Below are 15,822 nucleotides of genomic sequence, written 5' to 3'. Positions count from 1 at the left end.
CCCCATGGTGCCCCGCTGTGTTTTTTCCAGCGGGGCTTTTTTTTCATGATGCGTGCGGCTGCAGCGACGGCGGCGCGGCAGCATCGACAGGGTGCCGAGGAACGATGACATGAACGACTCCCGCATCCGCCAGGTGGTGATCGTCGGCGGCGGCACCGCCGGCTGGATGGCCGCGGCGCTGCTCGCCCAGGCTCTCGGAGCGGGCGTTGCCATGCGCCTGGTCGAATCGGCCGAGATCGGCACCGTCGGCGTGGGCGAGGCCACCATTCCGCAGATCCGCCACATCAACCGCTTCCTCGGCATCGACGAGGACGAGTTGCTGCGCTTCGTCCACGGCACCTACAAGCTGGGCGTGCAGCTCAACGGCTTCACCCGCCTCGGCGATTCCTACCTGCATGCCTTCGGCGACCTCGGCCTGCCGCTGGGGCTGACGCCGTTCCACCATTACTGGCTGCGCGCCGTGCAGGGACGCACCAGTGCCGCGAGCGCAGGCGACGGCAGGGATGCCGGAGATAGAGCAATGCCGGGAGCAATTGCCGAATGCGCAGGAGCGGCCGGCCGCGCGGACGCGCCGGACCTGTGGGCGTATTCGCTCAACGCCGCGGCCGCCGCGGAAAACCGCTTCGCGCCGCTGGAGAAGATCCCGGACAGCCCGCTCGGCGGCCTGCGCTACGCCTACCACTTCGACGCCACGCGCTACGCCCAGTACCTGCGCGAGCGCATCGCGCCGGGCGCGGTGCAGCGCATCGAGGGCAAGGTGACGGAAGTACGCCTGCGCGAGGGCGACGGCTTCATCGAATCGCTGCGGCTGGACAGCGGCGAGATCGTCGAGGGCGACTTCTTCATCGACTGCTCCGGCTTCCGCGGCCTGCTGATCGAGGGCGCGCTGAACACCGGCTACGAGAACTGGCAGCACTGGCTGCCCTGCGACCGCGCGCTGGCGGTGGCCAGCGCCCCGGGTGGCCCGATGCGACCGTACACCCAGGCCAGCGCGCGCACGGCCGGCTGGCAGTGGCGCATCCCGCTGCGCCATCGCACGGGCAACGGCCACGTGTACTGCAGCCGCTTCATCAGCGACGACGAAGCCGCCGCCCAGCTGCTGGCAAACCTGGAAACCGAGCCGCTGGGCGACCCGCGCCCGCTGCGCTTCGTCACCGGCATGCGCCGGCTGGCGTGGAACCGCAACTGCCTCGCGCTGGGCCTGGCCGCCGGCTTCATGGAGCCGCTGGAATCGACCAGCATCCACCTGGTGCAGTCCGGCATCAGCCGCCTGCTGGCGATGTTCCCCGACCGCCATTGCGACAGCGCGCTGGTGGATGAGTACAACCGCCAGACGCGCTTCGAGTACGAGCACGTGCGCGACTTCCTGATCCTGCACTACAAGGCCACCGAGCGCACCGACACGCCGTTCTGGCGGCAGTGCGGCGCGATGGAGATCCCGCCGTCGCTGGCACGCCGCATCGAGCTGTTCCGCCGCACCGGCATGGTCTTCCGCGAAGGCGAGGAGCTGTTCGCCGAGACCGGCTGGGTACAGGTGCTGCTGGGCCAGCGCATCGAACCGGAACACCACCACCCGCTGGCCGACGCGTTGAGCGACGCGCAGCTGGAGGGTTTCCTCGCCGACATCCGCACCCTGGTCGGCCGCGCCAAGAACACGCTGCCGCCGCACCACGCATTCGTGGCGCGCGCGGCCGGCAGCCTCGTCACATGAACGCCGCGGCGTTTCGCCGTGGCCGGAGCCAGCCATGATCCGATGCCTCGCCTCGTCCCTGCTGTTCGCCCTGCTCGCCGCGCAGCCCGCGCTGGGCAGCCCCGCGCCGGCCGCCACCGCGCCCGCCGCCGCCGCGACATCGGCCCCCTCCGGCGTGTGGTACGAGATCTTCGTGCGCAGCTGGTACGACACCGACGGCGACGGCACCGGCGACCTGAACGGCGTCAGCGCGAAGCTCGACTACCTCCAGTCGCTCGGCGTCAGCGGCATCTGGCTGATGCCGATCAACCCCTCGCCGAGCTACCACGGCTACGACATCACCGACTACTACGCCATCAACCCGCAATACGGCACGATGGCCGACTTCGAGCGCCTGCTGCGCGAGGCGCACCAGCGCGGCATCAAGGTGATCATCGACCTGGTGATCAACCACACCAGCGACCGGCACCCCTGGTTCCAGGCTGCCCGCGATCCCGCCGATCCGCATCACGACTGGTACAGCTGGGCCGGCCCGCACACTGACCTGCAGGCCGAGGACGCCGCCGGCCCGCAGGCCTGGCACGCGCTCGGCACGGCACATTACCTGGGCGACTTCTCCAGCAACATGCCGGACCTCGACTACGACACGCCGGCGGTGCGCCGGGAGATGGTCAAGGTCGGCCAGTACTGGCTGAAGAAAGGCGTCGACGGCTTCCGCCTCGACGCCGCCCAGCACATCTACTACGACTTCAAGGCGGACGCGAACAACCCGCTCACGCTCAAGAAGAACCTCGCCTGGTGGTCCGAATTCCGCCGGGGCCTGGATGCGGTCGCCCCCGGGGCCTATGTCGTCGGCGAGGTGACCCGCGACTCCGCCGACGAACTGGCGCCGTACTTCAAGCCGCTCGACGCGGCGTTCGACTTCCCGCTGGCGACGCGGCTGATCGACAGCGCGAGGCACGAGCGCGCCGGCGATCTCGGCGCGCTGCTCGCGCACACCGATGCCGCCTACCGCAAGGTCGCCGGCAAATCCGGCGTGGACGCGCCGTTCCTGTCCAACCACGACCAGGAGCGCGTGATGAGCCAGCTCGACGGCAACCCGCAGCACATGCGGATGGCCGCCGCGATGCTGCTCACCCTGCCCGGCCACCCGTTCGTCTACTACGGCGAGGAGCTGGGCATGCGCGGCAAGAAGCCCGACCCCGACCTGCGCGAGCCGATGCGCTGGCACCGCGACCCGCACGGTGAGGGCGAGACGCGCTGGAAAGCCTTCAGCGCCGGCGACGGCCCCGCCGTCTCGGTGGAAGCCGAGCAGCAGGCGGACGGCTCGCTGCTGCACTACTACACCATGCTGATCGGCTGGCGCCGCGAGATCGGCGCGCTGCGCGACGGCACGCTCACCGCGCACCCGCTGGCCAATCCGCACATCGCCGCCTGGCAGCTCGACGACGCCGGCAGCCACGTGCTGGTGCTGCACAACCTGTCGGGCCAGCCGCAGCAGCTGCCGCTGGGCGACGCGCGCTACCGCCAGCTGCTGCGGTACAGCCGCCCCGGCACCGTGCTGCAACGCGGACGCCTCTCGCTGCCGCCGTACGCCAGCGCCATCCTGGATTGAAGCCGTGACCCACAAGGAGCCCGCCGTGACCATTCCGTCCGCCCGCACCGCAAAACCCGGCCCGAGCCTGGCCGCCTGGCTATGGCTCGGCCTCGCCTTCGCCCCGGCCGGCGGCATCGCCGCGACCGCCCCCGCGCAAACTGCACAGGCACCCCGCATGGCACAACCGGCCGACCACGCCATCACGATCGACTTCGGCGCCGACCGCTGGGAGGTCCGCTTCGTCGCACCGGGCGTCGTGCGCATCCGCTCCATGCGCCATGGCCAGTCCGGCGAGTCCGCGCTGGTACTCGACCCCGCGCGCACGCCGCCGCCCTTCGCCGAAGCGCAGGGCACGCAGGCCGCCGATGGCGCGAGCCTCGCCTCCGCCGCCGCCTCGGTCCACTGGGATCGCCAGCGCCACCTGCTGCGGATCGACGACGCGCGGCAGCGCACGCTGCTCGGCATCGATGCCGACGCTCTGCGCCACGGCAAGCTGCAGGCACGACACGACGCGGGCGATGCGCTGTACGGCATCGGCGGCTACAACGCGACGCAAGATGCCTCCACCGGCCTGCTGCGCAGCGGCCGGCAGGTGGCCACCGCCGGCGAGCAGGGCCATGCCGGCGCGCCGTTCGTGTGGAGTACCGCCGGCTACGGCGTGCTGCTGGACAGCGACGGCGCCACGTTCACCCTGCGACCCGGCGCGATCGACGCCAGCGGCCCGCGCCAGGATATGGACGTCTATATCCTGCTCGGCACGCCCGCCCGGATCTTCGGCGCGCTGGCCGAACTCAGCGGCCGCACGCCGCTGTTCCCGAAGTGGGCGATGGGCTTCACCAACAGCCAGTGGGGCATCGACGAGAAAGAACTGCTGCAGATCGTCGACACCTACCGCGCGAAGCACATCCCGCTGGACAACTTCACCCTCGACTTCGATTGGAAGGCCTGGGGCGAGGACGACTACGGCGAGTTCCGCTGGAACGCCAGCAAGTTCCCGGACGGACCCGACGGCAAGCTCAAGGCGATGCTCGACGCACGCGGCGTCCACCTCACCGGCATCATGAAGCCACGCGTGCACCTCGACACCGTGGAGGGACGCCAGGCCACCGCCCGCGACCTGTGGCGCCCCGACGAGAAGGCCGCGCCGGACTACTTCTCGCACAAGCCGGCGAAGGACATCGACTTCGACAAGCCGGCGGCGCGCGCGTGGTTCTTCAACGACGCGCTGAAGCACTCGTTCGCCACCGGCATCGTCGGCTGGTGGAACGACGAGGCCGACAACACGCCCAGCGACACGCAGTTCCTCAACATGCAACGCACGCTGTACGACGGCCAGCGCGCCATCTCCAACCTGCGCGTGTGGTCGATCAACCGCAACTTCTGGCTGGGCTCGCAGCGCTACGCCTACGGCCTGTGGTCCGGCGACATCCCCACCGGCTTCGCCAGCATGGCCGGCCAGCGCGCGCGCATGCTCAGCGCGGTCAACGTGGGCGCGATGCAGTGGGGCATGGACGGCGGTGGCTTCAAAAACGGCACGCCGACGCCGGAGAACTACGCGCGCTGGGTCGAGTTCGGCGCGTTCACGCCGATCTTCCGCGTGCACGGCGAGCTGGGCCAGAAGCGCCAGCCGTGGGTATACGGCCCGGTCGCCGAGAAGGCCGCCACCGACGCGATCCGCCTGCGCCAGGCGCTGATCCCGTACATCTACAGCTACGAACACACGCGCCGCGCCACCGGCGTGGGCCTGGTGCGCCCGCTGCTGTTCGACTGGCCGCACGACCCGAACGTGCGCAACGACGTCGACAGCTGGCTGTTCGGCGACTGGCTGCTGGTGTCGCCGGTGGTCGTGCAGGGCCAGACCGCGAAGGACGTCTACCTGCCCGCCGGGCGCTGGATCGACTGGTCCAGCGGCAAGGCCTGGGAGGGCGGCCGCACCGTGCGCCTGGCGATCGACGGCAAGGGCTGGGGCGACATCCCGCTGTTCATCCGCGACGGCGCGATCATCCCCATGCAGCCGCCGATGGACTACGTCGGCGAGCGGCCGCTGACCCAGCTCGACGTCGACGTGTTCCCCGCCGCGCAGCGCAGCACGTTCGACTATTACGACGACGACGGCACCACCTACGGCTACGAGCACGGCGCGTACTTCCTGCAACCGCTGTCGGCGCAGCGCCATGGCGACACCGTGCAGCTGGAACTCGGCGCCGCGACCGGCAGCTTCAAGCCGGCGCTGCGCTTCTACCTGCTGAAGATCCACGGCAGCGCGGCCACCGGCGCCAGCGGCAAGCTGCCGGCGTTCGACAGCCTCGACGCCCTCCAGCGCAGCGGCGGCGAAGGCTGGGCCCGCGGCCACGACCGCTACGGCGACGTCACCTGGGTGCGCGTGGCCGCGGCGCGCGCCGCGCAGATCACGCTCACCCGCTAGGCCCGACCGGCCCGTTCCAGAGTTTCCTGAAGGCGCAAGAACCCCGGCATGCCCGCGCGGCATGCCGGATCCACCCAACCGCGGAGGAATGTTCGATGGGCAATCAAGGCAACACGAAACACGGTTCGCGACCCACCCTGGCGTGCGCACTCGCCGTCGCATTGGGGCTCTATGCACTGCCGGCCATCCACGAGCAGGCGCGGGCCGCCAGCAACGACAACAACGTGGAATGGAACGGCCTGTTCCACGACCAGGGCCCGCTGTACGACAGCAACCCCGAGCCGACCGCGACCCAGGCCGTCACGCTCACCCTGCGCACCTTCAAGAGCGACATCACCAGCGCCAACATCAAGTACTACGACAGCGCCGACGGCGCGTACCACTGGGTGGCCATGCACTGGACCGCCAACGACGCCACCGGCACCTTCGACCTCTGGCAGGGCACGGTGCCGGCCAGCGCGTCGGAGAAGTACTACCGGCTGCAGATCAACGACGGCACCGCCACCGCCTGGTACAACGCGGCGGGCATCTCCTCATCCGAGCCGTCCTCGGGCGACTTCTACATCATCCCCGGCTTCAAGACGCCGGCCTGGATGAAGAACGGCGTGATGTACCAGATCTTCCCCGACCGCTTCTACAACGGCGACGGCAGCAACGACGTGACCAACGGCCAGTACACCTATGCCGGCTGCGCCACCGAGAAGCATGCCTGGGGCAGCAGCGTGTTCTCCAACGCGAGCGGCTGCAACAGCACGGTGTTCTTCGGCGGCGACCTGGCCGGCATCGACCAGAAGCTCGGCTACATCAAGAACACGATCGGCGCCGACATCGTCTATCTCAACCCGGTCTTCCGTTCCCCGACCAACCACAAGTACGACACCGAGGACTACGCCACGGTCGATCCCGCGTTCGGCAGCAACACGCTGCTGCAGACGCTGGCCGCCGACATCCACGGCACCGCCAACGGGCCGAAGGGCTACCTGGTCCTCGACGGCGTGTTCAACCACACCGGCGACACCCACCAGTGGTTCGACAAGTACAACTGGTGGACCACCACCGGCGCCTACGAGTCCACCGGCAGCCCGTGGTACGGCTACTACACCTTCCAGACCTGGCCCAACGCCTACTCCGCCTTCTTCGGCATCCCCAGCATGCCCAAGTTGGACTACGGCGCCAGCGGCTCGGCGGTGCGCAACGCGATCTACGGCAGCGGCACCTCGGTGGTGCAGACCTACCTGAAACCGCCCTACAACATCGACGGCTGGCGCCTCGACGCGGCGCAATACCTGGACGCCGGCGGCAACAACGGCAGCGACACCACCAACCACCAGATCATGGCCGAACTGCGCAACGCGGTGAAATCGGTCAACCCCAACGCCGACATCCTCGGCGAGTTCTGGGGCAACGCCGGCCCATGGACCGGCGGCGGCGACCAGTGGGACGGCGCGATGAACTACGACGGCTTCATGCAGCCGGTGTCGGAGTGGATCACCGGCAAGGACTACAACGGCAACGCCGCCTCGATCCCCTCCAGCCAGTTCGACAGCTGGCTGCACGGCACCCGGGCCAACTACCCGACCAACGTGCAGCAGGTCATGAGCAACGGGCTGGGCAGCCACGACGTCACCCGCTTCGGCAACCGCGCCGGCGGCGACATCTGGAAGACCTACCTGGCGCTGTTCTTCCAGATGACCTACGTGGGCACGCCCACGATCTACTACGGCGACGAGTACGGCATGCAGGGCGGCGCCGACCCGGACAACCGGCGCACCTTCGACTGGACCGTCGGCACGCCGACCAACAGCGCGGTGGCGCTGACCCAGCAGCTGGTCGCCATCCGCAACGGCTATCCGGCGCTGCGCACCGGCTCGTTCATGACCCTGCTGACCGACGACACCAACAAGCTGTTTGCCTACGGCCGCTTCGACGCGACCAACCGCATCGCCGTGGCGCTGAACAACGACAGCGTGGCGCATACCGTCAGCGTGCCGGTGTGGCAGTTGAGCGTGACCAACGGCAGCACGCTCACCGAACTGGTCTCCGGCACGAAGTACACCGTGCAGAACGGCCAGGTCAGCGTGACGGTGAACGGCCACTACGGGGCGATCCTGGCGCAATAAGCCGGTTCCGCGGCGACGGCGGGGCGAGCATGCCCTGCCGCCGCCGCCCGCGCTGGAACCCGTGGACACCATCGGCAAACCGCTGGACTCGGCCTGCGGCGTGTAGGAAACTGCGCCTCGATGTAAACGTTTACATCCTGGCCACCGCCGGCCTCGCCCGGCCCGCTCCCCGCGCCACTCCACGCGCCGAACAGGACCCCGCCATGACTCTTTCCGCACAGTTACGAAACCTGGCCCTGGGCGTCTGCGCCGCCGCCCTGCTGCTCACCGGCGCGGCCAGCGCCGCGCCGCCCGCGGCGGCCGCCACCCGGCTGCAGGTCGATGCCAATGCCAAGGGCACGGCCTTCCCGCATTTCTGGGAACAGATGCTGGGCTCCGGCCGCGCCTCGCTGGCCCTGCGCGACGACTACCGCAAGAACCTGGATACCGTGCACCAGGCCACCGGCGTCGGCTACATCCGCTTCCACGGTATCCTCGACCACGACGTGGGCCTGGTGCAGCGCGATGCTCAGGGGAAGATCTCCTACAACTTCTCCTATATCGACCAGATCTACGACGGCCTGCTCGAACACGGCTTCAAGCCGTTCGTGGAACTCGGCTTCATGCCGCCGGAACTCACCTCCGATCCGGCCGCGCTGCAGGAGTTCTGGTACCACCCGAACGTCGCGCCGCCGAAGGACTATGCCGAGTGGGACGCGATGATCGGCGCGCTGGCCAGGCACCTGGTCGAGCGCTACGGCATCGACGAGGTGGCCAGCTGGTACTTCGAGGTATGGAACGAGCCGAACATCGGCTTCTGGGCCGGCAGGCCTGCCCAGGCCACCTATTTCACCCTGTACGACCACACCGCGCGCGCGCTCAAGGCGGTCAGCCCGCGCCTCCGCGTGGGCGGCCCGTCCACCGCGCAGGCCGCGTGGGCCACCGACTTCCTCGCGCACACGCACAAGAACAACGTGCCGGTCGACTTCGTCAGCACGCACGTCTACGGCGACGACACCGCCGACAACGTGTTCCACACCAGCGAGAAGATCCCGCGCGCGGACATGGTCTGCCGCTCGGTCGACAAGGTGCACAAGGAGATCGCCGCCTCGCCGTACCCGCACCTGCCGCTGATCTTCAGCGAGTACAACGCCAGCTACGCCAACCTGCCCAACGTCACCGACACCGTGTTCATGGGCCCGTGGCTCGCCAACACCATCCGCGAGTGCGCCGGCAAGGTCGAGGCGATGAGCTACTGGTCGTTCTCCGACGTGTTCGAGGAACAGGGCATCGTGCGCAACCCGTTCTATGGCGGCTTCGGCCTGATCGCCGCCAACCGCATCGCCAAGCCCGCGTTCAACGCGTTCGCGGTGCTGCACAAGCTCGGCGACCAGCGGCTCGCGGCGGACACGGACTCCGCCCTGGTCACCCGCCGCGCCGACGGCACCGTCGTCATCGCACTGTGGAACTACGCGCCGCCCGTCGGCGACACCGCCAGCTACACGCCGGGCAAGCCGGCCGGCGCGCCGAAACGCTTCGATATCGCCGTCAGACACCTGCCCGCCGCCGCCCGCGCCACCGTCTGGCGCGTGGACGAAACCCACGGCAATGCCGTCGCCGCGTTCGACCGCATGGGCCGCCCCGATTCCCCCAGCCGCGCGCAGATCGCGCAGTTGCGCGCGGCCGGCGCGCTGGCCGCGCCGGAGACGATGGACCTGCGCGACGGCAGGCTCGAACTCGACGTGCCGCCGCAAGGGCTGGTGGTGATCGAGCTGCGCTGAGGTCCGCGGGACGCCCGGGAGCGCGGCCCGGCCGCCGCGCTCCCGCACTCGCCGCCCCTCCGCGCGGCGCATGAATACGTATGCAAGGGTATGGTTGCTGCAGCGCGACGCTGCCTACCATGCAACGGGAGGCACGCCGTCGGCCTGCACCATCGCGGTCGCCGCGGCGGCGCGCGGGGAGCACCATGGCGCGACGAGCCCGGATGTGCCCTGCCCGCCCGGGCTTGTCCGGGGCACCCGACAGCTGGAGGATCAGGCCGATGAAACACACCATCCACGCCGTGCGACGCGCGGTGCGTTCATGCTGAGCGTGCTGCTGACGGCCGCCCTGGCCTCCGCCACGGCGGCGCCGGCCTGGCGCGACGGAGTGGACTGGCACGGCGTGCACGTCGCCATCAGCCGCGATGCACAGCAGCGCTACACGCTGGCGTGGCCCTACGGCCAGCGCGTGATCGCGGCGCAGCCGCTGCGCACGGAAACCGCCAGCACGCTGTTCGACGGCCTGTTCGCGATGGCGCAGGACGACCTCGCGCAGGATTCGGTCAGCGCGATCCGCGACGGCGCCTTCGACCATGGCCAGCCGATTCCCTGCCACTGCTTCGAGACCGGCCTGAAGTGGCCGTACGTGTGGACGCGCGACCTCTCGTACGCGATCGACCTCGGCCTGTGGCGCTTCGACGCCGCGCGCGCGCGCAACGGCCTGGCGTTCAAGCTGTCCGACGTGCGCGTGCGCGCCGCGCCGCAGGGCAAGTACGTGATGCAGGACACCGGCTCCGGCGGCAGCTGGCCGATCAGCACCGACCGCGTGGTGTGGTTCCTCGGCGCGCAGCACCTGCTGGGCGACCGGGCATTCGCCGCCGACGTGTACGCCGCGCTGGGCGACACGCTGGCGCAGGACCGCCAGTACGCCTTCGATCCGGCGTTCGGCCTGTACCGCGGCGAAACCTCCTTCATGGACTGGCGCGAGCAGAGCTATCCGGCCTGGACCTTCGACGAGGTCACCTTCATCGGCCAGTCGTTCGCCCTGTCCACCAACGTGCTGCACTACCAGGCGCTGGCGATGGCCGCGACGATGGCCCGCCAGCACGGTGACGCCGGGGCCGCCGGCAACTATGCAGCGCAGGCGAAGGCGCTCAAGGCCGCCATCAACGCACACTTCTGGCGCGCCGACCGCGGCATGTACATGAGCTTCCTCGGCGGCGACGGCACGCCCAACGACACCTACGACCTGCTCGGCATCGCGCTGGCGGTCACCAGCGGCGTGGCGGACGGCGCGCGCGCCTCCGCAACGCTGGCGAACTACCCGACCTGGCCCGCCGGCAGCCCGGTGATGTGGCCCGAGCGCAGGGACCAGCCGATCTACCACAACCGCGCCATCTGGCCGTTCGTCAGCGCCTACGCGCTGCGCGCCGCGCGCGAGGTGGAGCAGCCCGCGCGCATCGCCCACGAGATCGCGTCGGTGATGCGCGGCGCCGCGCTGTACGGCTCCAACATGGAGAACTACGAGCTGCTCACCCAGGGCCAGCACGTGGACGAGGGCAAGCTCAGCGGGCCGGTGGTGAATTCGCCGCGCCAGCTGTGGTCGGTCGCCGCGTACCTCGCCGTGGTCACCGAGGGCGTGTTCGGCCTGAACGAGGACGGCACCGTGCAGCCGAAGCTGCCGACGTCGCTGGTGCCGATGCTGTTCGGCGACCGCACCGCCATCTCGCTCACCCTGCCCGACCGCTCCATCACGCTGGAGCTGCCGAAGCAGCGCCACGGCAACCTGCTGGTCGCCGACCGCGTGGCGACCCGGGGCGCGGCGACCACCGTGACGCTGAAGGCGGTCACCGTGGAAGACGCCCCGCTGCGCATCGACGCGCCGCTGTACGCCGCCGAGGCGCCGCCCGCGCCCACGCTCACCGCCGACGGCGACCACTGGAAGGTGCGGGCGGACGGCAAGGTGCAGCTGTACGTGAACGGCCGGCGCGCGCAGGCGATCGACGGCAGCGGCACGCTGCCGAAGAACGGCGCGCTCGCCTGCGTCAGCGCCACGCGCGTGTCGGCGGACGGCCTCGAATCGCTGCACAGCCCCGCAACCTGCGCCGGCGAGTACGCCCCGCTCACCGGCGCGTGGCCGCGCACGTGGGCGGCGCCGGCCGACGGCCGCTATCGGGTGTCGCTGGACTACGTGAACGACCACGGCCCGATCAACACCGGCATCACCGCCGCGGTGAAGATGCTGGCCGTCGCCTGCGACGGCAGCGCCGAACAGCGCCTGCCCATCGTGATGCCGCACGGCGTGCGCCAGCAGCGCTCGACCTGGGGCGAGTTCGCCGCCCGGGCCGGCGCCCGTTGCCGCTTTACGCTGGAGGACGGCTTCAACATGAGCTACCTCGGCCACTTTGCCCACTACACCGGCGGCGTCGGCGGCAGCGACGGCCCGCTCAACGCCGCCGACGTGCGCGGCCTCGTCATCGCGCCGCTGGGCGCCAGCACCGCCAGGGGCACCACGCCATGAGCAAGGCCAAACCCGAGCTGTCGTTCTGGCAGATCTGGCACATGTGCTTCGGCTTCCTCGGCATCCAGTTCGGCTTCGCGCTGCAGAACGCCAACGTCAGCCGCATCTTCCAGACGCTGGGCGCGAACGTGGACCAGATCCCGGTGCTGTGGATCGCCGCGCCGTTCACCGGATTGATCGTGCAGCCGGTCATCGGCTACTTCTCCGACCGCACCTGGAACCGCTTCGGCCGGCGCCGGCCGTACTTCTTCGCCGGCGCGGTGCTGGCCACGCTCGCGCTGCTGGCGATGCCCAACTCGCCCACGCTGTGGATCGCGGCCGGACTGCTGTGGATCATGGATGCCTCGTTCAACGTGTCGATGGAGCCATTCCGCGCCTTCGTCGGCGACCAGCTGCCGCCGTCGCAGCGGCCGCTGGGCTACGCGATGCAGAGCGTCTTCATCGGCGTGGGCGCGGTGGTCGCCTCGTTCCTGCCCTACGTGCTCACCCACCTCGGCGTGGCCAACACGGCGCCGGCCGGCGAGGTGCCGCACTCGGTGAAGTACGCCTTCTACGCCGGCGCGGCGGTGCTGCTGGGCGCGATGCTGTGGACCATCCTCGGCACCCGCGAGTACCCGCCGGAGCAGCTGGAGTCGTTCTCCGACAACCGCGTCGAGGAAGCGCCCGGCAGCGTGGCCGGCGCGTGGAAGATCGGCATGCTGATGCTGGTGCTGGGGCTGGTGCTGCTGGGCCTGATCCGGCGTTTCGCGCTGGAGAAGGAGCTATACCTGCTGGCCGGCGGGCTAGCCGGCTTCGGCGCGCTGTTCGTGTGGCTCAGCCGCAGCCGCAGCGACGGCGCGCTGCGCCACATCATGGGCGACCTGCACGGCATGCCGCTGCCGATGCGCCGGCTCAACTGGGTGCAGTTCTTCTCCTGGTTCGCGATGTTCGCCATGTGGATCAACACCACCGCGGCGGTGTCACAGACCTTCTACGGCTCCAGCGACACCACCTCGGTCGCCTACAACGAGGGCGCCAACTGGGCCGGCGTGCTGATGGGCACCTACAACGGCGTGGGCGTACTCGCCGCCATCGCGATCCCGCTGCTGGTGCGCGCCTGCGGGCTGCGCCTGAGCCACCTGGTCAACCTGTGGCTGGGCGGGCTGGGCCTGCTCTCGTTCCTGCTGATCCACGACCCGCGCTGGCTGATCGCGTCGATGGTGGGCGTGGGCTTCGCCTGGGCGTCGATCCTCTCGCTGCCCTACGCGATGCTGTCGGACAACCTGCCCGCGGCGAAGATGGGCATCTACATGGGCATCTTCAATTTCTTCATCGTGATCCCGCAACTGCTCGCCGCCAGCGTGCTGGGCGTGCTGCTGAAGCTGTTCTTCCACAACCAGCCGATCTGGGCGCTGGGCCTGGGCGGCGTGAGCCTGCTCGTCGCCGGCCTGTGCACGCTGCGCGTGCCCGAACCCGCCACCACCCCACCCCCGTAGGAGCCCGCTCGCGGGCGATGCTCTTTTTCGGGAAACAGGGAACGTGAAAAGCATCGCCCGCGAGCGGGCTCCTACCAAAATCCGGACGCGTCAGGTCGAGGGAAACACGATGATGAAGAACATGGCTGCCGCATTGGCACTGGCCCTGGTCGCGGGCCTGGCTCACGCCGCCACACCGCCCGACTTCGTCGGCACCAACGCGCCGATGGCTTCGAACGCGATCTACTTCGTGATGACCGACCGCTTCGTCAACGGCGACCCGTCGAACGACCACCGCGACCAGGGCAGCGCGCACCGCACCTTCGACATCCCGGTGCCCGGCGCGCCCAAGGGCGAAAGCGCAAACATCGGCTACCTCGGCGGCGACTTCAAGGGCGTGCTGGACAACGCCGGCTACATCCGCGGCATGGGCTTCGGCGCGGTGTGGATCACCCCGATCGTGGACAACCCCGACGAGGCGTTCACTGGCGGGGATCCGGTGACGTGGGGCTCGAAGTTCACCGACCGCGGCAAGACCGGCTACCACGGCTACTGGGGCGTCAACTTCTACAAGCTCGACGAACACCTGCCCAGCAAGGGCCTCGACTTCCGCCAGTTCACCGCGGCGATGCACCAGGCCGGGCTGAAGGTGGTGCAGGACATCGTGGTCAACCACGGCTCGCCCGCCTTCAGCATGCCAGTGCGGCAGCCGCAGTACGGCCAGATCTTCGACAAGGACGGCAGGCTGGTCGCCGACCAGCAGAACCTGCCGCCGTACCGGCTCGATCCGGTGCGCAACCCGCTGCACCGCTTCTACCACGCCTACGACGACCTGGTGCAACTGTCCAACAACGACGACCAGAGCCCGGCCGTGCTCGACTACTTCGTGGGCGCCTACGACCAGTGGATCGGCGAGGGCGCCGATGCCTTCCGCATCGACACCATCAGCCACATGTCTACCGCGTTCTGGAAGCAGTTCAGCGCGCGCATCCGCGCGAAGCACCCCGGCTTCTTCATGTTCGGCGAGGCGTTCGACTACAGCCCCGACAACATCGGCCAGTACACCTGGCCGCAGAACGGCGGCATCAGCGTGCTCGACTTCCCGCTGCGCGGCCGCCTCGGCGACGTGTTCGAACACCCGGACAGCGACTACGCCCACCTGCTCGACCGCCTCTACCTCACCAACGGGCCGTACCAGAACCCGTACGAGCTGGTCACGTTCTACGACAACCACGACATGGCGCGCCTGAACGCCACCGACGCCGGCTTCATCGACGCCAACAACTTCCTGTTCACCGCCCGCGGCATCCCTGCCATCTACTACGGCTCCGAAACCGGCTTCGAGCGCGGCAAGGCCGAACACCAGGGCAACCGCAACTACTACGGCCAGCAGCGCATCGACGCGGCACCGAAAAGCCCGATCTACCGGCAGCTCAAGCGCATCGCCCAACTGCGCGAACGCACCCCCGCCCTGCAACGCGGCCTGATGCTGCCGCTGCGCTTCGCCGGCAACCAGGCCGCGTTCTATCGCGTCTACCAGAAAGGCGACGCGCACCAGATCGCGCTGGTGCTGCTCAACAAGGGCGACACTGCCGCACCGTTCGACATTAGCGACTACCTGCAGGCAGGCCGCTGGATGCCGGCGCTCGGCGGCAGCGCGATCGACGTGCCTGAAGACGGCCACCTGCGCACCAGCGTCGCCGCGCACGACGTGCAGGTCTGGCTGCTGGATGCCACGGCCACCCGCCCCGATCTGGTCGCCGAACTCACCCGACTGATGGAAGAACGCGGGCACCCGGAACGCTGACCGCGCCGCCAGGCACGGCCGGCGTCGCCGGAAAGTCCTCCACCTCCAGGGCACCCATTCCACGCGAACGCCGGTTCATCCGCCAGGATGAACCGGCGTATCCATCCCCGCAGATAGTCCCGATGCGCAAGCTGCCGTCTTCAGGCCGCAAACATCATCAAACCTCGTCCGGAAGACGTGGCGCAGACACACCCGAACCAGCGACCGTTATCACCGACGATGGTGGGGGATAAGGCATAGCGCCTCGATCCGTGAGATATGCAAAGGCCCTCCTCGCCCCTCCGCATCACGACAACCATCCGGCAAGCCCTTGTCCACCCGCGGGATTTGCCCGCTTGACGACCGATGGTCGAAAGCTGAACATCGAGTGCATATGCCCCGAAGTGGGGTCTATTAAGCGTTCGGCATCGAGAGCGGCGGACACGTTTCAGGGGAAAGTCCCTGCGTAAGACAGCGGAGCATCCGGATT

Annotated in this window: 8 protein-coding genes; all 8 read left to right on the top strand. The window is 69.3% G+C overall.

From position 1 onward, the window contains the following. Positions 1-109 precede the first annotated feature (109 nt). Positions 110-1,711: a tryptophan halogenase family protein gene (locus RHOFW104R8_RS01560; RefSeq protein ID WP_068096645.1), complete on the top strand. Its 1,602-nt coding sequence runs from the start codon at positions 110-112 to the stop codon at positions 1,709-1,711. Between the two features lie 34 nt (positions 1,712-1,745). Further along, positions 1,746-3,305, top strand: coding sequence for an alpha-amylase family glycosyl hydrolase (locus RHOFW104R8_RS01555; RefSeq protein ID WP_068096648.1), 1,560 nt, complete (start codon positions 1,746-1,748; stop codon positions 3,303-3,305). A 157-nt stretch (positions 3,306-3,462) separates the two neighbouring features. Next, a complete protein-coding gene (locus tag RHOFW104R8_RS01550; RefSeq protein ID WP_068096671.1) occupies positions 3,463-5,712 on the top strand; it encodes a TIM-barrel domain-containing protein in 2,250 nt (749 codons plus the stop codon). Between the two features lie 95 nt (positions 5,713-5,807). After that, positions 5,808-7,832, top strand: coding sequence for a glycoside hydrolase family 13 protein (locus RHOFW104R8_RS01545; RefSeq protein ID WP_068096655.1), 2,025 nt, complete (start codon positions 5,808-5,810; stop codon positions 7,830-7,832). A 203-nt stretch (positions 7,833-8,035) separates the two neighbouring features. Beyond that, positions 8,036-9,592, top strand: coding sequence for a GH39 family glycosyl hydrolase (locus RHOFW104R8_RS01540; RefSeq protein ID WP_068096656.1), 1,557 nt, complete (start codon positions 8,036-8,038; stop codon positions 9,590-9,592). 301 nt (positions 9,593-9,893) lie between these two features. After that, entirely contained in the window at positions 9,894-12,092 is a 2,199-nt protein-coding gene (locus RHOFW104R8_RS01535) for a Six-hairpin glycosidase-like protein (RefSeq protein WP_068096657.1), read from the top strand. Further along, complete coding sequence (locus RHOFW104R8_RS01530; RefSeq protein ID WP_068096659.1) at positions 12,089-13,567, top strand: MFS transporter; 1,479 nt, start codon at positions 12,089-12,091, stop codon at positions 13,565-13,567. Before RHOFW104R8_RS01535 ends, RHOFW104R8_RS01530 begins: the two co-directional genes overlap by 4 nt. A 112-nt stretch (positions 13,568-13,679) precedes the next feature. After that, a complete protein-coding gene (locus tag RHOFW104R8_RS01525; protein ID WP_407071423.1) occupies positions 13,680-15,353 on the top strand; it encodes an alpha-amylase family glycosyl hydrolase in 1,674 nt (557 codons plus the stop codon). Positions 15,354-15,822 lie beyond the last annotated feature (469 nt).

The sequence above is a fragment of the Rhodanobacter sp. FW104-R8 genome (assembly GCF_001617365.1).
Taxonomy (GTDB): Bacteria; Pseudomonadota; Gammaproteobacteria; order Xanthomonadales; family Rhodanobacteraceae; genus Rhodanobacter.
This window is presented reverse-complemented; position numbering and strand designations above follow the sequence as displayed.